The following is a 19,823-nucleotide window of genomic DNA, read 5'->3' as shown; positions in this document are numbered from 1 at the left end:
AACCGTCAATTAATTATGAAACTATCTTTTCTCATTTTCCTTCTCTCTTTTCTTAGTTTTTCGCAAAACAGCAAAACTTTCAAAATCGTTGACCAGTCTGACAATACACCTGTTGCCTTTGCAAATATTATTTTCAACGATGATGTTTACAGTGGTACCATAAGTGATATTGATGGTTTATTTAAAATTCCATCAGATGTCAAAAAAATCACCATTAGCTATATAGGTTATGAATCGCAAACACTGAACATAAACGATCTTAAAACAAATGTGATTCGTCTACAACAAAAAATCAGTGCTTTGGATGAAGTGGTGATCAATTCAAATGAAAACCCTGCGCATCGCATCATTAGAAATGCTGTTAAAAACAAAGACATCAACAATCCTGAACGCTTAAATGCCTTCACTTATACCTCATACGACAAGATCTTTATCGACACAGAAGGCATAGAAGTAAAGGAAGATACGTTAAATGAAATTGGAGAGTTCTTTGATAAATCGTACCTCTTCATTACTGAAACCGTTGCTAAGCATAAACACATGAAACCTGGATTTTCAGAGGACAGTATCATTGCAACCCGATCATCAGGCTTCAAATCTCCTCAATTTGCTGTACTTGCCAACGCTTTGCAACCGTTTTCTTTTTATGAGGAATACATCAACTTATTTGAAACCGATTACCTGAATCCGATTTCAAAAGGAAGTACCAAGAAATACAAATTCAAAATTGAGGATGAATACTTAAGAGGTAAGGATACCATTTTTGCCATTTCATTTGAACCCAATGCCAATAGAAATTTTGAAGGTTTAAAGGGATTGGTATATATCAACTCGAATACCTATGCGGTACAAAGTGTTGATGCAACCACATATAATTCGGGACGTATTACAGTTGCCATTCAACAAAAATACAACTATTTAGAAGAAACACAATGGTTTCCAGAACAGTTGAACTTTCAAATTGATATAGGCGATGACTCTGGAACCTTCAAAGAAAGTTTTGGGGTATTTAGATATGTTGGAAAAAGTTATTTATCGGATATTGACCTAAATCCTTTACTGGATAAAAAGGACTTTTCTGTACTTCCGTTAGGTGTTCAAAAAAAAGCCACGCAAAAGGATTCCATTTTCTGGAAATCTGCCAGACGTGACACCTTGAGCATAAAGGAGACCCAAACCTATAAAATCATTGACAGTATTGGTGATAAATTAAATTTTGACAAAATAGCAACACTTTCAGCAGACTTGAGCAAGGGTAAAATTCCGTTAAAATATGTAGATATTGATATTTCCAAATCCTTGATTGTAAACAAGCATGAAAACTTAAGGCTTGGATTAGGTCTATATACCAATGATGACCTATTTGAAAATGTTTCCTTAGGTGGATTTGCAGGTTATGGTTTTAAAGATTCCGAATGGAAATATGGAGGGAGTATAGAATATGATGTACCAAGTAAAAAAGACATTTCCCTTACCTTTTCCTATGAAAATAATTTAAAGGAAGTTGGACGTCCATTTTCAGACCGATCCCTTACTTTATTTAATTTCAGAAATCTTATTGCTGAGCGAATGGACAAAATTGAAAGTTTTGATTTTAAAACTGATATGAAATTATTCCGAAATATTGATTGGAGCGTTGGAATTACTAGAGCGAAAACAACACCGCTTTACAATTACCAATATAATAATGGCTCTGGAGTTGTAACTCAATACAACACTACCGAACTTCATATCGGATTGCGCTATTTTGTCAATGAAAAGCTGACCAATATGTTTAATTCAGTATTCAGGCTAGACAGTGATGACCCTGTTTTCAATCTCAATTATACCAGAGGTTTTTCTAATCTTTTTGGGAGTGATTTTAGCTATAATAAAATCCAATTTACCATGGACGATAGTTTCAGGATAAAAGGCTTAGGTAAAATGAGTTATAGAATCGATGCTGGCTATATCGATTCGTCAGTGCCTTACGGACAATTATTCACAGGTGAGGGTAGTTTTGATGATGGATTGCCTTATGTATTCAACAACTATTTTCAAACCGTTCAACCTTATGAATTTTTATCAGATCGCTATGTACACCTTTTTACCGAACATAACTTTGGAACGCTTTTTAATAACAAAGGCTATTTTACTCCTGAAATTGTTTTACACAACAACATAGGTATTGGCGATTTGGCGCATCCAGAACATCATCAGAACATCAGGTTTTCTACAAAACAAGAATTATTCTTGGAAACTGGACTTGAATTGCGAAACTTATTAAAATTTCCGATGATGAATATGGGCTATTTTAGTTTTGGTGTAGGAGGTTTCTACCGCTATGGATATCATAACTTGCCAAAATCTAGCGACAACTTTGTGTTTAAGTTTTCTACTGGGTTTACGTTTAAGTAATTAAATAATCCATAGAATTAAAACTGAAGTGTTTTATCGTTATCACCGTCGCTGTAAGCTATTGAAAATTGTAAAGTGTCCAAGCCGACTTTTAATTCAGCCCAATGATTCTTATTTACCCATTTTAAACTAAAATGCTTATCATTTTTTTTAATAACTTCTAAGTTGCCATTAAATGCTATAAAAGTATTTCTAAATCGAATCATTTTTAATTGACAGCTTACAACTTCTGTTTTAAGTCTATCATTTACATCTTCAACACTTAGTGTCGTGCGATTTATTTCTTTGTGACCGCCTTGACCTGCTTTTTCAACAGCATCATAATCATTGGTTCCTGCAAACAGATCTAAATACCAAATTTGCGGAATACCAGGCATAAATAACTGAATGGCTCTTGCCAATAACAACTTTTGCTCATTTTCACCTAAAGCACTAAAGTATGTTGCATTAATTTGATAATATGAAATTTTGTTGCCTTCTGAATCATAGATGTTTTTAACTCTGCCACCTCGTTCAAGAATAATGTTCATTATACTTTCAATATCATCATCCTCTAAAAGTCCATCATGATAAATTCCATTTGTTTCTTTACCTTTTAAATCTAAAACAGGAATCCCATCGTGACAACCTAGCATATTGATGGTTTTATACTTATTTAATAAAATTTCATCAATCCATCTCAACAAAACATTACAAGATTGTTCTTCTAAAGTATGGATGATAAGACCTGGAAGAAAAAAATCATAAATATGATATCCTTCATTTGAAACTTCTTTGTGAAGCCCTAGGCCATGTTCTGCATGAATCTCAGGCAGAAGTGTTAAGTTATTTTTTTTAGCAATGGATTTAATTCGTTTTAAATATTCCCAAGTTCCAGGTGTATTGAAAAAATTAGCTTTCCCAACAGCTTTATGCAAGTATGCAAATGCATCTAAACGTACAATCGAACAACCATAATTTTTTAATTTAGACAAGGTATCTTCATAAAACTCCCAAACCAATTCAGATTGTGCATTAACATCCATTTGACCCAAGATATTGGCTTTGTTGGCTATTACACACTTGACTTCAGTTGCTACAACTTCAGTACAATTGAAATTTGCTTCATAAGGATTTTTGCCTTTAATAATGTTATCGTTAACAGCATCACAGATATTTGATTTTTCTTCTTGCGTAAGAGAAGTGATTCGTTTTAAATCTTGAATATCAATGAGATTATAATTGATTTTTTGATAAAAGGTATTCCAATATGGTTGGAGTGTTCCATCAGGAAAAGGGACGTTCAGTATAGGCAATCCTGATTTTCGCATAAACAATTTATCAAGATGAACTTTATCAGGAATAATTATTCCATTATCATTGACTTTTCCATTCCCTTCCCAAAAGCTATTCCAATTAATAAAAAAATCTTTGTATTTGGAATCATTTCCATGAACCAATAAATCTTGAAATTGAGGTGAAGCGACAGATAGGTGATTAAGGACAATATCAAATTTCAGCTTAATGCCTAGTTCTTTTAAGTCTTCTAAATCTGAAGTAGATACCAATGACTTATTTAGATCATAATCTATAATTGAAAAACCTCTATCCAAATCACTATTGAAGAACGTGGGTAAGATGTAGAATAAGGAAAATACATCTTTAAACTCTGGGCGTTTCAGAAGCTCAATAATATCTATCAAGCGTGTGCCAACACTATCAGGATATGCATTGAGCATAACACCATTAACGTTCAATTTTGTTTCTGAGGTTTCTCTATAAAACATGTTTTGGAAAGAATTCACAATAATTTGGAAAGAATATTTATATTATCTGGTAATCTACCAACATTCTGTAGTTTAAGGGCAGCTAACTTTAAAGCTATTTGCAAACAATCTTCAATAGGTTTATTTTGAACGTAAGCAAACAGAAAACCTGACCAAAATGCATCACCAGCACCAGTGGCGTCCATGACATTATCGATTTTGATTGCTGGCAACTTGATTGTAGTTTTTTCTTTTCGAGCCAACTTAACACCTTTGCTACCAAGTGTTAAACAAATAGTTTCAACACCCAGCTTATGGAAATAATTAAAAATTTCATGATGATTGAGTGTTTTATTAAAAAAACGAAACATATCATCTTCACTAATCTTCAGTAACGGATTTAATTCGCAATACGAAGCGATAATTTTATTGGCTTCCGTTTTATTTGCCCACATTTTTTCTGAATAATTGAGATCGATGCTTAACTTACAACCTAGATTAAATGCTTCTTCTGCCTTCTTAAGGATGGTGGTTTGAGCCGGATTTTTACTTAAAGCAAAACAAGTTGTGTGGAATATTTTTGTACGATAGAGGATCTCTGTTGGAACTTGTTCAGGAGAGATTTGAAAATCAGCGGCTCTAAACGGCAAGAAATCCGGTGTAGAATCAGATCTCGAAACAAAAATCACACTAGTAGGATCATTAAGAGTTGTTTTCACCAATGACGTATTTACTCCAACTTCAGAAAAACGTTTATGAATATAGGTACCAAAACCATCATCACCGACAGTAGCAACCATATATGAATTTAATCCCAATCTTGACGAATTCATTGCTACATTTGTGGGAGAACCTCCTAAATACCTATGATAATCTCTTGTATCATCAATTGTTACTTCAGTTTGATGACCAATAAAATCAATCAGGACTTCTCCTATACATAAAATATCTATATCTCTTTTCTTGTTTTCCAAAACAAAAATTATATCATTTGAATTTTTACTATTTCCTCCAAACTTAAAAACGGACAAAATCAGTCTACTTTTTTTAGTCGTAATGCCAATACTGATGCAACTACAAAACAACCGCCTCCAAATAGAATTGCATTAACAGCACTATTATTAAGGAGATGTTTTACAATTGGTCCAAAAGTCAAAGTTTGAATTCCCATTGGTATTACAATCATCATATTTAAAATTCCCATGTACACGCCACGCCTTTCTTGAGGGACAATTTTTGATACCATGGCGTAAGGAATTCCCATTATGGCAGCCCAACCAATACCAAATAAAATCATAGGCAATATTACAAGGTTGGCATCTTGAATGTTTGGTATTAACAACATAGCGATAGCTGTTAGAAACAAACTTGCAACATACACACGTTTACCACCCCATTTCATTGCTAAAGGTACAAGTGCTAAAGCAAAAACAATGGTTGAAATATTATAAGTCGTATTCATTTTAGCAGCCTGGCTCAATGCTTGGGATTTATCAAACCCTAAACTCTCCTCAAACATTGGTGATATAAACTGCCAGTAAACAAACAAAGCATACCATTGAAACAAATATACGCCTGATAATTGCCACATAAATTTAGGCATGTCTTTTACAGCAGTTAAAATTTCAACCAAAGGCATTTTTATGCGGTCGATAAAAGGCAATGCTTTGTGCTTGCTTATTTCTTTTAACTCTTCAACTTCAGGTGGTATTTCAGGTGTTTTTAAAACGGACCATAGAATAGTACTTACAGAAAGTATCGCTCCAATGAAAAAAGAGTAATAAAGCCATGTAGGAATAACTTTTGCCGTTCCATTCATGGTTTCTTGACCGCCAAACCAATCTTGGAATAAAAATATTGAAGCATTGGCCAAAACAATTCCTGCACCGACAAATAAACTTTGCATTTGATAACCAAAACTCAATTGTTTTTTAGGCAACTTGTCACCAACAAAAGCTCTGTAAGGTTCCATAGCCATATTATTTCCAACATCTAAAATCCATAATAGCCCTACTGCAAACCACAACGAAGGACTATATGGAAAAGCAAACAAGCAGAAACTTCCTATAATAGCACCTATTAAGAAGAATGGTTTACGTCTTCCCCATTTTGGAGACCATGTTTTATCAGAAATAGCCCCAATAATTGGCTGTACAATTAATCCAGTTACAGGACCAGCGAGATTAAGTAGTGGTAAGTCATCATGAGCAGCACCTAAAAATGAGAAAATCGGATTGACAGCTGTTTGTTGCAATCCAAAACTGAATTGGATTCCTAGGAAGCCGACATTCATATTAAAAATTTGCCAAAAACTCAATTGCGGTTTTACCTTACCCATGATTATCTCGTCTAAAGTTCTAATTATTAAAGATAAAAAAGAGCCAATAATTATATAATAACATTGACTCTTTTAACTCAATCAATCAATTTAACTTAAATATAGAATTAACTCACTCAAAAAAAGTCTTAAAAATTATAATTCAATCCCAGGGAAATTGACCTTCCAGGGACAGGACGTGCTCGCACATAGTTTACTTGTCCTTCTGTAATTGAACCTTCCTCTGATTCAGTGATTCCCAATGAATCAAAAATGTTATTTAAAGCTAGGTTAGCACTCAAGTCTTTAGTTATACCGTAATTAAAGAATCCATTAATGATAACGAATCCAGGCATAATCAATTCATTACTGTCTTGGGCATATGCTTTTGTTTGCCCTATAAAACTTAACCCAAAAGCATTTTGTTTTTCAGCCCCAAAGTTATAAGAAGGAATTAGGTTATAAATGAAATCTGGCTGTCGTCTTGGTGTATTTCCATCATTATCACCAGAATCTATTTTAGCCTTTGTATAGGTTACTCCTCCTCTAAGGAAGAAATCATTTATTCTATAAGTTCCTTCCAATTCAACACCTAATGAACTATAATCATTTTCAATAATGGAATTAGACGTCGCTTCAAAACCTCCTTCTTCTGAAGTTTTAGCATAAAAGAATGTGGCATACAGCGATCCATTTTCAAAGCCTCTTTTATAACCAATTTCAGCTTGGTTTATGAAGTCTAATGCATTTATCCTGTCACCATCTAGATAATCTAAACCAGAAAACAATATGCGGTCAGCTTTAGCAGATCCACCTCTACTGTATCTTCCAAAAACTGCTTGATTGTCTTTTATTTTATAGTTAACTCCAAAAGAATAAGAAATATAATCATAGTCATAATCTACTGCGGTTGGATTTGCGGTATCGACAGCTGAAACCGATTGTTCAGGCACAGAAATGCTGCCATCATTATTAACATCATATGCTGTTTGAACTGTTCCAGCAAAAGATCCATCAACTTGACCTTTATCTAGACGAATACTAGCATCAATATTCAATTTATCATTTGCTTCAAATGAGATATTAGCATAAGGCGCAGAGATATTATACTGAGTGTCATAATTTCTTGTACAGCAGTTCCCCCAAAATGGAACTCCATAAGCATAAAGTCCGTTTGTACTTAGTGGGTTGCTTGAAGCATCCTGAACATCAATAAGTCTAGCATTATCATCGTTAACTTCTTGTAAATATGAATTCCACAACCAAGACATCGATACATTTTGAATGGCTTTAAAGTAACCAACGGTTACATCTACTTTGTCAAAAGACTTTGTTAACCTCAAATCATTCACGAAGTTGTTAAAATTGTTTAGCTCAGTATCGAACATATGAATACGAGCAACAAGATCATTTGCATTAACATTAGAACCATCATTAGCAAAAGTTAATGTTGAACCAGTACCGAAGGACTCAGCAATAGATGATGCTGTAGCAACTTCTGCCGGGAAAGGTGAAACAAAACGACCCTTATTAAATGAAAATCTACCATTGTTTCTAATTTTCCATCCGTCAACTAATTCAAAATTGGCTTCGATGCCTATTGAAGTTGATACTGGATTCATTCCATCTGCAACATTAGAACGTCTTAATTGACCATCTGGACCCAAACCAACATTTTGGGTTAAATATGATGAGTGTAACGAACCTTGTGTAGCATCAAAATTAGGAGCATCACTCCAATCTGGATTATCATTAGAACCTGTAACCTTGATAGGCATAGGAAGATATGCGACAGATCTGTCATTTAAATATTTACCATATAATCTAATATAACCCTTCTCAAATTCTTTAGTAAAGTTGATTTTAAATTGACCTCCATTATTTGCGGTAAAACCAGTTTCTCTTATTCCTTCTCCTACTCGATAAAAACCACCCATATGAAAATATAAGTCTTTACCTATAGGTGCACCATAATCAAAATCAGTTCTAAATGAATTATAATCTAAACCAAATGATGTTCCAACAGAACCACCTTGATTCTTTCCAGTTTTGCTTATCATATTAATAATAGCTCCTGGAGCATTAGATGATAATGTTGATGCAGAACCTCCTCTAATCGCTTCAATTCTACCTATGTTATTGTCAAATCTTGTGAAAATATCTGCAGTAGCAAATGACATATCTCCAAACAAAAGAACTGGCAATCCGTCTTCTTGAAGTTGTACATATTTAGAACCACCTGAAGAAACTGGCACACCTCTAACTGCAATATTAGAGTTACCATCTCCACCTGAGGACTCAGATCGGATACCTGGAATAGTTCTAAAAATTTCAGCTGTTGTTCTTGGTGCAGATTGCTTAATCAATGTTGGTCTCATCGTTGTAACAGAAACACTAGATTCGATTCTAGATTTTGGATTTGTTACACCAGTAACAATGACTGCATCTAGTGCCTCACTATCTTCACTCAATACAAAATCTAAAGTCACATCGCTATTAGAAATAGTAACAGATTTAGTTATCGTTTTAAAGCCTAAGTAGCTAGCTATAACATTAAAAGTCCCACTTTCAACATTTTCAACACTATAGTTTCCATCAAAATCAGTGACTGCTCCCTGTGTTGTACCTTCTAAAACAATGTTAACACCTGCTAAGGGAATTCCGTTTGAGTCTTTTACATTTCCCTTGATTGCATGTTGTGCAGAAACAATCATGGTGGTCATCATTAGCATAATAAATAATGACCATTTGTTTTTTATTAATCTCATTGTGATTGTTGTTTAGTTAAAAAAATTGCGATTATTTTTGACAAATTTATATTCATTGATAAAAAAAATTATGAATTTGGCATCGAAAACGTTTTCGATTTTGCGAAAACGTTTTCGATTTGTTAAATTTATGTTCATAAATAACATTTATGAAACCAATCACTTTAAAAGATATAGCCGAAATCCTTGGGATATCGGTCACAACTGTCTCTAAAGCATTAAAAGACTATCCAGACGTAAGCAAAAAAACCAAACGCTTAGTTAGAGAAACCGCCGAAACTCTTAATTACAAACCTAATGCCTTTGCCGTAAACCTTAGAACTAGCGAGTCTAAAACAATAGGTATTATCATACCCGAAGTAGTACACCATTTCTTTTCTAGTGTTTTAAAAGGAATTGTTGCCCAAGCAGAAAAAAAAGGTTATTTAGTTATTATTCTACAATCAAATGAATCTTATGAGTTAGAAAAAAAACAAATTGACTTGTTGCTAAACAAAAGAGTTGATGGTATTTTAATGTCTCTAGCCAACGGGACTATTCATTTTGACCATTTAGATGAGATTTTAATTTCTGAAACTCCCTTAGTATTGTTTGATAAAATTGCTAAAGTCGTTCAATGCTCAAAAGTCATTATAAATGACAGAAAAGCTGCTTATAATGCAACAAAACACCTGATAGAGTCAGGATGCAAAAAAATAGCACACTTCAGAGGTCCTCTTTTACCTCAAAATTCAATAGATAGATTTTTAGGCTATAAAAGTGCCTTACTTGAGCACGGAATGAATTATGACCCATCATTGGTATATATACTAAATGATATGAGCTTTGAAGAAGGTGTCCATTTTTCTAAAGAACTTTTAAAAGATCACAAGGATGTCGATGGTGTTTTTATAAACACTGATTTAGTGGCCATTGGTGCCATTTCTGAATTCAACAAACAAGGGATTGCCATTCCTAATGATATAAAAATTGTTGGTTTTAGTAATTGGTTTATGTCTTCCGTAATTACACCAACCTTAAGTACAATAGATCAACCTGGTTATGAAATGGGAAAAGTTGCCTTCAAACTTCTATATAAGGAAATAAAACAAAAGAAAAAGAAAATTCCCGTAACATTTAAAACTGTGGAACTACCGACAAACTTGGTAATTAGAGAATCTTCAATAGCAGAAAAGATCAATTAATAACAATTCATGTTTCCATAAAATAATCCTCGACCATTCTTTTATAGGTTCTCGAAATTGGTAATGAGGTGTTAGAGTCTATTATAATTTCGTTACCACTTAATGTAGCCATGTTTGGGTTCACCAAGAAAGCTCTATGAATTCGTAGAAAGCCATCCAGTTTTTGGGACCATTCAGAAATCTTGATCGTATTTTTATACGTAGTTCCATCCGTTAAAATGGCAATAGTGAAATCGCCTCTACTTTCTATATAAGCCAAATGCTGAATTTGAATCACGGTTTTCTTTCTATTACTGAAAATAGAAACCGTTTCTTTTTCAACCGGTTTGGATGTTTTAAATAGTACGCGCTCAAGTAAAACAAAGAAGCCAATCAAGATCCAAATGAAAAAAGGATTGATTATGATTTTTTCAACAGTTGCTGAATTGAGTTCCAAGATATACCAATAGGCAATCAATATGGCTATATAACCCCAGAATAAAGAAAGAACTGCCAATAAAAAGTATCGAATTCCTTTCTTAATTGGAGGAAGGGTGTTTGTTTTTTCGATTCCAAACTTGACAATTAAAGCTGCGGGTAATAAAAATAAAGCGATTAACCATGCATTCCAAAATGAGGGAAGTGAATCCTGTAATAAAATGGCCATTAAAAGTGAAGCCACTATCCAATACAGAGCATTCAATAGTTGTCTTTTATTCATACCGTAAAAATAGAACAAATGTGTATATTAAGACGTCTGTAGTACGATACGTTAGCTTTAAATAGGGATTCAACAACTCAAAAGAGGTTTATTACATACTGAGCAAAATATATTAATACCTACATTTGAATAGTAACATTAAAACACAAATTATGTTAGATTTATTTTTTGAAGGTGGCACCTTATTTATGACCATTCTTACCTTATTATTATTAGGCGTTATTATTAGTTTTTGGAAATTCCCAGAGTGGACAAAAGACATCGGACTTTTAGCACTTTCTTTTGGAATCTTAGGTCAAATCATCGGATTGTATGGTGCCTTTAAAGGCATTGAGCAAATGGGACAAGTAAGTCAGCAAATAATGGCAGGCGGTTTGAAAGTAAGTTCTATTACTACTATTTATGGCCTCATAATTTACATTTTGGCGATCGTTTTAGCGCTGATAAACAAATCAAGATTGGATTAAATCAAAAATGGATTACTCCTTTTTCAAAAAATCAATGTTGCGTTGAAGCCCTGAAAATTTAGTGCGTTTTACGGCTGATTTTTTAAAAAGTTCATTAAACACATCTTGGGTAATCTCCTCCCAATCTTTTTTGGACATGGATAATAACTCAGGATGTGGATTGAAAAGTGGTTCTCTGTGAGGTTTTGAGAAACGGTTCCACGGACAAACATCTTGGCACACATCGCAACCAAACATCCAATCGTCAAACTGACCCTTGAACTCAGATGGAATTTGCTCTTTCAACTCTATCGTAAAATAGGAAATGCATTTACTCCCATCAACGACATAAGGTTCTGTTATGGCTTCTGTAGGGCAAGCATCAATGCAAGCTGTACAAGTACCACAGTGGTCGGTTACTGCATGGTCGTAATCCAATTCCAAATCAATAATGAGTTCAGCAATAAAGTAAAAAGAACCTACTTGCTGTGTCAATAAATTACTGTGTTTTCCAATCCAGCCCAAACCAGATTTTGCAGCCCAAGCTTTATCCAATACAGGTGCTGAATCTACAAAAGCACGACCATGAACGTCTCCTATTTCTTTCTGAATAAAATGTAATAATTGTTTGAGTTTGTCTTTTATCACGAAGTGGTAATCGGTACCATAAGCGTACTTCGACAATTTATAGCTTTCAGGATTTTGAAGTTCTGATGGATAATAGTTAAGTAATAACGACACCACACTTTTGGAATCCTCAACGAGCTTTGTAGGGTCCAACCGCTTATCGAAATGGTTTTCCATATAACGCATTTCTCCATGCATGTTTTTCTTCAACCAATCTTCCAATCGTGGTGCTTCTTCTTCAAGAAACGCTGCTTTACTTATTCCGCAGGATAAAAATCCAAGTCGTTTAGCTTCTGTTTTTATTAGTTGACTGTATTTAGATTTGTTATTAAGCACTAGTCTCTAGGTTCAAATGTCAAAAAGGCGTTTTTTGGCTTTAAAGTAATTAAAGGCAGTATTTCAATAGCTTCAAAATCAGGTTTGATTTGATATTTCGATATTAGTTCTGTGACGGCAATAACCATTTCAAACATAGCAAAATTATTACCAATGCATTTTCTTGGTCCAGCACCAAACGGAAAATATTGCGAAGAAAATTTCCGAGAGCCTTCATCAAAACGCTCAGGTTGAAATTGATTTGGATTACTCCATAGTTTTGGATGGCGATGGATTTCATAAATGGAAAACAAGAGTTTGACTCCAGATTCGAAACTAAAACTGTTAAACGTGTCTGGTTCCACATTGACACGATCAATAAAGTAGGCTGGTGGATACAATCGCATAGACTCTTCAATAACTTGCTGACAAACTTTAGATGCTGTCACCAAGGTCATCAAATCATCGGTTTCTTTTCTTAAGTTAGAAGCTTCTTCAAAAATACGTTCTTGCCATTCAGGATGTAGCGCCAATAATTGAAAGGTAAAACTCAACGCATTTGAAGTTGTTTCATGACCAGCGACAAACAGTATTAATATTTCATCAATTAATTGCTCTTCATCCATAGCGTTACCATCTTCATATCGAGCATCCAAAAGCATATCGAGCAAATCATTTTTTCTAAGTTTTGAATCTTTTCTCTGATTTACAATTCGCTTTAAAATATCACGAGCTTTACGACTTAATTTTAAATGATGCTCTAGTTTTCCGCTCATATTGAACCACCAACCTAAATACGGTTGACGCAGTTCTTTAACCAGCATTTTTTGATTGGCTTCAGTAATGAATTGCAATCGGTCAATATCATGTTGATTTGCGGCACTACTAAATAAAGATTGTACTACTGTTTGAAAGGCCAAATCGTTCAGAATTGGAAACACATCTATTGATTTCTTTACTTCAATTCGTTTATACTCCAAAAGAATGGTTTGTCGAATTGTATCGAGAAGTTGGCTCAGTTGTTTTTTATGAAATGCAGGCTGAATGAGTTTTCGTTGCTGCTTCCAAAGTTCACCTTCAGAGGTCAGTAAGCCTTTACCAACATATTTTACCAAGTCTTCGGTTTGTATTTTGGACTTGACATAATTCCTATGGTTTTTCTGAAGGACATACTCTGCAAATGCAGCGTCTCTGGAAAAATACACTTTCTTTTTTAACCCGATTTTCAGTTGAAAAATATCGCCTTTATTCTTAAAGTTTTTATGATGGAATGGGAGTGGGTTTTTAAGAATTTGTAGAGAATGTTTTAAAAATTGTGATAGCCGAACTTCAGGAATGTGTTTTGTATCACTCATATCTCTATTTAAAACAAATCGCCTTGCGTAGGCCCTTTAATTTTTCCCAAATGTCTATACGCCTGCTCAGTGACTTCTCGTCCTCTAGGTGTACGCATAATAAACCCTTGCTGAATCAAAAAGGGCTCATATACTTCTTCAATGGTTTCGGCACTTTCACTAACTGCTGTTGCTAAAGTCGTAATGCCGACTGGACCACCTTTAAACTTTTCAATGATCGTGGATAGGATTTTATTATCCATCTCATCCAATCCGTGTGCATCTACATTCAAAGCTTCTAAAGCGAATTTAGAAATTTTGATATCAATACTTCCATTCCCTTTAATTTGAGCGAAATCACGAACACGACGTAATAAGGCATTCGCAATTCTTGGTGTGCCTCGACTTCGTCCTGCGATTTCAACAGCAGCTTCCATTGAAATAGGAACATCTAAAATGGAGGCACTACGTTGAACTATAGTGGTCAACAATTCGGTGTTGTAATATTGAAGTCGGCTTTGAATACCGAAACGCGCTCGCATAGGTGATGTGAGAAGTCCTGATCTGGTTGTGGCACCAACCAATGTAAACGGATTTAAATTGATCTGAACTGTTCTAGCATTTGGACCAGACTCAATCATGATATCGATCTTGTAATCTTCCATAGCTGAATAGAGATATTCTTCCACTATAGGACTCAGACGATGAATTTCATCAATAAACAAGACATCGCGCTCATCTAAATTAGTAAGAAGTCCCGCAAGATCTCCAGGCTTATCCAGAACTGGTCCTGAAGTCACTTTGATGCCAACATTCAACTCGCTTGCCAATATATGCGCCAAGGTCGTTTTCCCTAATCCTGGAGGTCCGTGAAACAATGTATGATCTAAGGCTTCGCTTCTCCCATTAGCCGCTTGAACAAAAACCTGAAGATTTTCCAAAACCTGGTCTTGACCCGTAAAATCATCAAAAGATAATGGTCTCAATTTTTTTTCGACATCAAGTTCTTCGGGTGAAAAATTTTGATTCGTAGGATCTAAATTTTCGTTCATAACACAAATATAAACATACTAAAACGAATTTTATCACAAAAAAAGCCTTCCGAAATTAACGGAAGGCTTTTTAAATATTCTTTCAAATTTTTTTAATGTTGAAGTTCCTCTTCTCCTTCTTTCATAGGAACATTTTGAGGCACAAAGTCATCATCATGACCTGGTTTGCTATAGTCATAAGCCCAACGATATACGTGAGGAATCTCGCCTGGCCAATTTCCGTGCATGTGCTCTACAGGAGCTGTCCATTCTAAGGTGTTTGATTTCCATGGATTTTGTTCTGCTTTCTTTCCGTAGAAAATACTACTAAGGAAATTGTATAAAAATACAAGTTGAACAGCACCACCAATTAAAGCGAAGATAGTAATCACTACATTAGCATTGGCTGTATCATCAAACAACGGGAAATTAGAATTGGTATAATAACGTCTTGGTAGTCCAGCCATTCCAATAAAATGCATTGGGAAGAAAACACCATAAGCACTAATGGCAGTGACCCAAAAATGGAGGTAACCAAGATTTTTATTCATCATACGACCGAACATTCTAGGGAACCAATGATAGATTCCAGCGAACACACCGTAAAGTGCAGAAATACCCATTACCAAGTGGAAGTGAGCCACAACGAAATACGTGTCATGAACATTAATATCAAGAGCACTGTCTCCAAGAATAATTCCTGTTAATCCACCAGTGATAAAGGTTGATACCAATCCGATAGAAAACAGCATTGCTGGGTTCATTTGGAGGTTTCCTTTCCACAATGTTGTTATATAGTTGAAGGCCTTAACCGCAGAAGGTATAGCAATCAACAATGTCGTAAATGTAAATACAGATCCTAAAAATGGATTCATTCCTGAAACGAACATGTGGTGTCCCCAAACTATTGTAGATAAGAAGGCAATAGCCAAGATTGACATAACCATCGCTCTATATCCAAATATTGGTTTACGTGAGTTCGTTGCAATAATTTCAGAAGTAATTCCTAGCGCAGGCAATAATACAATGTATACTTCAGGGTGACCCAAGAACCAAAATAAATGCTCGTACAATACAGGCGAACCACCTTGATAGTGTAACACTTCACCTTGAATGAAAATGTCTGACAAGAAGAATGAGGTTCCAAAACTTCTATCCATTATTAACAGTAAAGCTGCTGACAATAATACTGGAAATGAAATCACACCGATAATTGCCGTCACAAAAAACGCCCAAATTGTTAGTGGAAGTCTGGTCATAGACATTCCCTTTGTTCGTAAATTAATTACAGTAACGATATAATTCAATGATCCTAAAAGTGAAGATGCAATGAAAATAGCCATCGACACTAACCATAATGTCATACCCATTCCAGAACCTGGTTGTGCCATAGGTAGCGCACTTAAAGGAGGATAAATTGTCCATCCAGCAGCTGCAGGACCGAATTCAACAAAGAATGATGAAATCATGATAACACAGGATAAGAAAAATAACCAGTAAGAAATCATGTTCAAGAATCCTGATGCCATATCTCTAGCACCAATCTGTAGTGGAATCAATAAGTTACTGAAAGTACCACTAAGACCAGCAGTAAGTACAAAGAATACCATCAATGTACCATGAATAGTCACTAATGCTAAATAAATATCGGCATCCATAACACCATCTGGAGCCCATTTCCCTAACAAGGCCTCAAAGACCACATTAGGTTCTCCTGGCCATGCAATTTGCATACGTATCATTAAAGACATTAAAATCCCGATGATACCCATAATGATTACTCCAGTAATTAAATATTGCTTGGCAATCATTTTATGGTCCTGACTAAAGATATACTTAGTCACGAAAGTCTCTTTATGATGATGTCCGTGATCGTCGTGTGCGTGAATATCTGCGTGTGCTGACATAATCTTTTTCTTTTAATTTTTTTATTTGGTCAAAGAATTTGCGAACGTTGTTTGTTCACTAAGCCAAGCTTTATATTCTTCTTCGGTTTCAACAATAATTTTCATTTGCATATTGTAATGCGATTTTCCACAAATCTTATTACATATCAGTAAGTAATCAAACTCATACTGTAAATCTTGTCCAATAGCTTCAATTTCAGCTTGACGCTCTAACCTCAATTCATTGATATGAGCAACTTTATCTTTGATGTCTTGGTTTTGACGCATCTCAGCTGTTGTTACAGTTGGTGTAAAACCGAATTGCGTAATCATACCTGGCACACAGTTCATTTGTGCTCTAAAGTGCGGCATATAAGCTGAGTGCAATACATCTTGGGAACGCATTTTGAACAATACAGGCTTTCCTACAGGCAAATGCAATTCAGTAGTTATGATATCATCACTAGCATTAGGATCAGATTCGTCAACACCTAAGATATTAGCTTTGTCAATATCAATTAAACGAACATTAGCCATACCTAAAGTGTTATCTTCACCAGCATAACGTGCTTTCCAGTTAAACTGTTGCGCATATAATTCGATGACGATTGGATCTTCACTCTCATCCACATTCATAATGCTAGTCCAAGTGAAAAGTCCGTAAATAATCAAACCTGCCAAAACAACTACAGGAATGAATGTCCAAATAGCTTCAAGTGTATTGTTATCGGCATAAAACAATGCCTTCTTCCCTTTTTCACCTTTGTATTTATATGCGAAATAATGCAAAAGGAATTGAGTAAATGTTTGAACTATCAAAATGATGATCATGGAGATCCACATCAAATTGTCAATTTCCAATCCGTGTTCAGAAGCTGAATTTGACATTAATGGTAAATCACCTAAGTACCAAAAGCAAACTATAGTAATGGCATAAATGAACACCAAGAATCCCATCATCAAATAGCCATTGATTTTATTGTCTTTATCGGTCGCAACTTGTCCACTACCAGAAGAGCCTACTTGTGCAAGGTCAAAAATCTTAACCATTTGCCAAATGGCAACAGCAATAAAAATTACAATTATAAGTGTTAAAAAAGCAGTCATTGTCGTTTCTCTTCTTTATTTAATTTTATTTAATAATGAAATTGTTCACTTTCTTTAATAAACGGATTTCCTTTTGCTAGTAAAGGTGCTTTTGTTAAGGCACTCAATACGACAAACAAGAACAAACCTGCAAACAATAATATAGCTCCAATTTCTGGAAGACCAATAAACCATCGATCTGCAACCGTTGCTGGCATAATCATATTGAAAACATCAATGTAATGTCCAAACAGAATGACCAATCCAGCCATGACTACAAACCAATTGACACGTTTATAATCACTGTTCATCAACACCAATAATGGGAAGATAAAGTTCATGACCAGCATACCAAAAAATGGCAATTTATAATCATTTATTCTTGAGACAAAATAAGTCACCTCTTCAGGAATATTAGAGTACCAGATCAACATAAATTGTGAGAACCACAGATAGGTCCAGAAAATACTAATACCAAACATGAATTTTGCCAAATCATGGATATGACTATCATTTACAAATTCCAAATGACCTTTTGATTTCAAATAAATGGTCATTAGCGCAATAACAGTAATACCACTTACAAACATTGAAGCGAATACATACCATCCAAATAGGGTTGAGAACCAGTGTGGATCAACACTCATAATCCAGTCCCAAGACATCATTGATTCTGTATAGATATAAAATACAAGAAAGGCAGCTGAAATACGAAACGTCTTTTTAAAGTTTCTTTTATCGTTAGCTTCAGCATGATCTTGAGCAATAGAGAATTTTCTAGCAAATGTTCGGTATAAAACCCAACCTCCTAAAAAGATCAACCCCCTAATAAAGAATCCTGTTTTATTCAGCCAACCTTGTTTCCCTTGAATTAATTCATCATGAGCAACAACATCTGGATCCATCCATATAAAAATGTGGTCTCCAGCAAAGAATGCTATTGCCAATACGATAAGTCCACCAGGTAAAACGTAAGCTGTAATTCCTTCCATAACCCTAAACAATACTGGTGACCAACCTGCTTGCGCAGCCCATTGAATGGCATAAAATGCCAAAGCGCCAAGTGCAATCATAAAGAAGAAAAAGGCACCAACATATAATGCAGCCCATGGTCTGTTATGAATTTGGTGAAGCACGTGTTCTTCATGGCTCATCTCATGACCTTCCTCTGCATGATCTCCTTCAGCGTGATGTGCATCTTCTGCATGGTGCATGTCAGCTGCATGATCTGTAGTGGCATGAGCTTCTCCATGCCCATGGCTTTCACTAGCCAATAATTCCTTTACATCTTCTTCAGTTTGATATTTATGGGAGTCCCAAAAACCGAAACCAACACCAAGAGCACCTAAAATAATAAGTACAATAGAGATTGTTTTTAATTTACTTGAAAATGTGTACATATCCTGTGTCTAATCTTAATCTATGTTATTTTTCTAGATCCGCTTTTAAATTTAAAACGTAATCTACCACTTGCCAACGCTCTTCTTCATTTAACTGATTAGCGTATGATCCCATGGCATTTTTCCCATAATATACAGTGTGGTAAATGCTTCCTTCGGTAATCGCTCTTCCTGCATCTGCATAACTAGGAACCCCTAAAATCTTCTCTCGCTTTACTAATTTACCTTGACCGTCACCTTTGTTTCCATGACAAATCCCACAATAGATATCATATAGTTCCTTTCCTCTTTCAGAATCCACTTGAGTTGAATCTAACGGACTCATCAAAGAACTCTTAGCCAAATCATAACCTTCAGTTGTATTTTCATATTCAAAAGGCAGGTGTCCACCTCTTGGTATGGTTCCTTCTGCTGGCAATTGTGCTTCTACACCATTAGCAAACGCATCAGACTCGGCATAAGCTTCATAACCAACAGGCTCATACATGTTTGGCATAAACTGGTAATTAGGCCTTGAGTCTTTTTTACAAGACATAATGCTTGCAAATACCGTTAATACTATTGCTATTTTAAATATGCTTTTCATC

At 34.9% G+C, this 19,823-nt stretch carries 15 protein-coding genes; 3 read left to right on the top strand and 12 right to left on the bottom strand.

Annotated features, from left to right (window positions below; all coding sequences use genetic code 11):
* Positions 1-15 precede the first annotated feature (15 nt).
* The gene (locus AB9K26_RS13395) at positions 16-2,397 is read left to right on the top strand and encodes a DUF5686 family protein (RefSeq protein WP_369973062.1); all 2,382 of its coding nucleotides are present in this window, start codon (positions 16-18) and stop codon (positions 2,395-2,397) included.
* Positions 2,398-2,414: 17 nt separating this feature from the next.
* On the opposite strand, the gene AB9K26_RS13390 is transcribed toward AB9K26_RS13395, so the two are convergent.
* The 4 genes from AB9K26_RS13390 to AB9K26_RS13375 all read right to left on the bottom strand — a co-directional run bounded on the left by AB9K26_RS13390 (position 2,415) and on the right by AB9K26_RS13375 (position 9,227).
* Entirely contained in the window at positions 2,415-4,163 is a 1,749-nt protein-coding gene (locus tag AB9K26_RS13390; protein WP_369973061.1) for a glycosidase, read from the bottom strand.
* A gap of 14 nt (positions 4,164-4,177) precedes the next feature.
* Positions 4,178-5,116 (bottom strand): carbohydrate kinase family protein, encoded by a 939-nt coding sequence (locus tag AB9K26_RS13385; protein WP_369973060.1) that lies wholly within the window; start codon positions 5,114-5,116, stop codon positions 4,178-4,180.
* A gap of 59 nt (positions 5,117-5,175) precedes the next feature.
* A complete protein-coding gene (locus AB9K26_RS13380) occupies positions 5,176-6,480 on the bottom strand; it encodes an MFS transporter (RefSeq protein WP_369973059.1) in 1,305 nt (434 codons plus the stop codon).
* A gap of 128 nt (positions 6,481-6,608) precedes the next feature.
* Positions 6,609-9,227, bottom strand: coding sequence for a TonB-dependent receptor domain-containing protein (locus AB9K26_RS13375; protein WP_369973058.1), 2,619 nt, complete (start codon positions 9,225-9,227; stop codon positions 6,609-6,611).
* A gap of 149 nt (positions 9,228-9,376) precedes the next feature.
* On the opposite strand from AB9K26_RS13375, the gene AB9K26_RS13370 reads away from it, so the two are divergent.
* Positions 9,377-10,411 carry a LacI family DNA-binding transcriptional regulator gene (locus tag AB9K26_RS13370; protein ID WP_369973057.1) on the top strand — a complete coding sequence of 345 codons (1,035 nt, stop codon included), beginning with the start codon at positions 9,377-9,379 and terminating at the stop codon, positions 10,409-10,411.
* Positions 10,412-10,418: 7 nt separating this feature from the next.
* Here the strand turns inward: AB9K26_RS13370 and AB9K26_RS13365 are convergent, their stop codons facing one another.
* Positions 10,419-11,111, bottom strand: a complete 693-nt coding sequence (locus AB9K26_RS13365) for a LytTR family transcriptional regulator DNA-binding domain-containing protein (protein ID WP_369973056.1) — start codon at positions 11,109-11,111, stop codon at positions 10,419-10,421.
* Positions 11,112-11,263: 152 nt separating this feature from the next.
* Here AB9K26_RS13365 and AB9K26_RS13360 point away from each other — a divergent pair, with 152 nt between their 5' ends.
* A complete protein-coding gene (locus AB9K26_RS13360; RefSeq protein WP_369973055.1) occupies positions 11,264-11,578 on the top strand; it encodes a MotA/TolQ/ExbB proton channel family protein in 315 nt (104 codons plus the stop codon).
* Positions 11,579-11,590: 12 nt separating this feature from the next.
* Here AB9K26_RS13360 and queG read toward each other — a convergent pair whose 3' ends face one another.
* The 7 genes from queG to AB9K26_RS13325 all read right to left on the bottom strand — a co-directional run bounded on the left by queG (position 11,591) and on the right by AB9K26_RS13325 (position 19,822).
* A complete protein-coding gene (gene queG, locus AB9K26_RS13355) occupies positions 11,591-12,520 on the bottom strand; it encodes a tRNA epoxyqueuosine(34) reductase QueG (protein ID WP_369973054.1) in 930 nt (309 codons plus the stop codon).
* A complete protein-coding gene (locus AB9K26_RS13350; protein ID WP_369973053.1) occupies positions 12,520-13,854 on the bottom strand; it encodes a cytochrome P450 in 1,335 nt (444 codons plus the stop codon). Before AB9K26_RS13350 ends, queG begins: the two co-directional genes overlap by 1 nt.
* 8 nt (positions 13,855-13,862) lie before the next feature.
* On the bottom strand, positions 13,863-14,885 hold the full coding sequence (ruvB, locus tag AB9K26_RS13345) for a Holliday junction branch migration DNA helicase RuvB (protein ID WP_369973052.1): 1,023 nt from the start codon (positions 14,883-14,885) through the stop codon (positions 13,863-13,865).
* A 92-nt stretch (positions 14,886-14,977) separates the two neighbouring features.
* The gene (locus AB9K26_RS13340; protein ID WP_369973051.1) at positions 14,978-16,771 is read right to left on the bottom strand and encodes a cbb3-type cytochrome c oxidase subunit I; all 1,794 of its coding nucleotides are present in this window, start codon (positions 16,769-16,771) and stop codon (positions 14,978-14,980) included.
* Positions 16,772-16,792: 21 nt separating this feature from the next.
* Complete coding sequence (locus tag AB9K26_RS13335; RefSeq protein ID WP_369973050.1) at positions 16,793-17,857, bottom strand: cytochrome c oxidase subunit II; 1,065 nt, start codon at positions 17,855-17,857, stop codon at positions 16,793-16,795.
* A 29-nt stretch (positions 17,858-17,886) separates the two neighbouring features.
* Positions 17,887-19,236 (bottom strand): quinol:cytochrome C oxidoreductase, encoded by a 1,350-nt coding sequence (locus AB9K26_RS13330; RefSeq protein WP_369973049.1) that lies wholly within the window; start codon positions 19,234-19,236, stop codon positions 17,887-17,889.
* A 25-nt stretch (positions 19,237-19,261) separates the two neighbouring features.
* A complete protein-coding gene (locus tag AB9K26_RS13325) occupies positions 19,262-19,822 on the bottom strand; it encodes a cytochrome c (RefSeq protein WP_369973048.1) in 561 nt (186 codons plus the stop codon).
* Position 19,823 lies beyond the last annotated feature (1 nt).

Source organism: Psychroserpens sp. XS_ASV72, assembly GCF_041224425.1.
In the GTDB taxonomy this organism is placed as follows: Bacteria; Bacteroidota; Bacteroidia; order Flavobacteriales; family Flavobacteriaceae; genus Psychroserpens.
Note: the sequence above shows the minus strand (reverse complement) of the source record. Positions and strands in the feature narration are given on the sequence as shown.

Coding starts and splice junctions, on each gene's coding strand:
- AB9K26_RS13360 (WP_369973055.1), top strand. CDS start 11,264: ATGTTAGATTTATTTTTTGAAGGTGGCACCTTATTTATGACCATTCTT.
- AB9K26_RS13375 (WP_369973058.1), bottom strand. CDS start 9,227: ATGAGATTAATAAAAAACAAATGGTCATTATTTATTATGCTAATGATG.
- AB9K26_RS13350 (WP_369973053.1), bottom strand. CDS start 13,854: ATGAGTGATACAAAACACATTCCTGAAGTTCGGCTATCACAATTTTTA.
- ruvB (WP_369973052.1), bottom strand. CDS start 14,885: ATGAACGAAAATTTAGATCCTACGAATCAAAATTTTTCACCCGAAGAA.
- AB9K26_RS13370 (WP_369973057.1), top strand. CDS start 9,377: ATGAAACCAATCACTTTAAAAGATATAGCCGAAATCCTTGGGATATCG.
- AB9K26_RS13340 (WP_369973051.1), bottom strand. CDS start 16,771: ATGTCAGCACACGCAGATATTCACGCACACGACGATCACGGACATCAT.
- AB9K26_RS13335 (WP_369973050.1), bottom strand. CDS start 17,857: ATGACTGCTTTTTTAACACTTATAATTGTAATTTTTATTGCTGTTGCC.
- AB9K26_RS13325 (WP_369973048.1), bottom strand. CDS start 19,822: ATGAAAAGCATATTTAAAATAGCAATAGTATTAACGGTATTTGCAAGC.
- AB9K26_RS13390 (WP_369973061.1), bottom strand. CDS start 4,163: ATGTTTTATAGAGAAACCTCAGAAACAAAATTGAACGTTAATGGTGTT.
- AB9K26_RS13395 (WP_369973062.1), top strand. CDS start 16: ATGAAACTATCTTTTCTCATTTTCCTTCTCTCTTTTCTTAGTTTTTCG.
- AB9K26_RS13365 (WP_369973056.1), bottom strand. CDS start 11,111: ATGAATAAAAGACAACTATTGAATGCTCTGTATTGGATAGTGGCTTCA.
- AB9K26_RS13330 (WP_369973049.1), bottom strand. CDS start 19,236: ATGTACACATTTTCAAGTAAATTAAAAACAATCTCTATTGTACTTATT.
- AB9K26_RS13380 (WP_369973059.1), bottom strand. CDS start 6,480: ATGGGTAAGGTAAAACCGCAATTGAGTTTTTGGCAAATTTTTAATATG.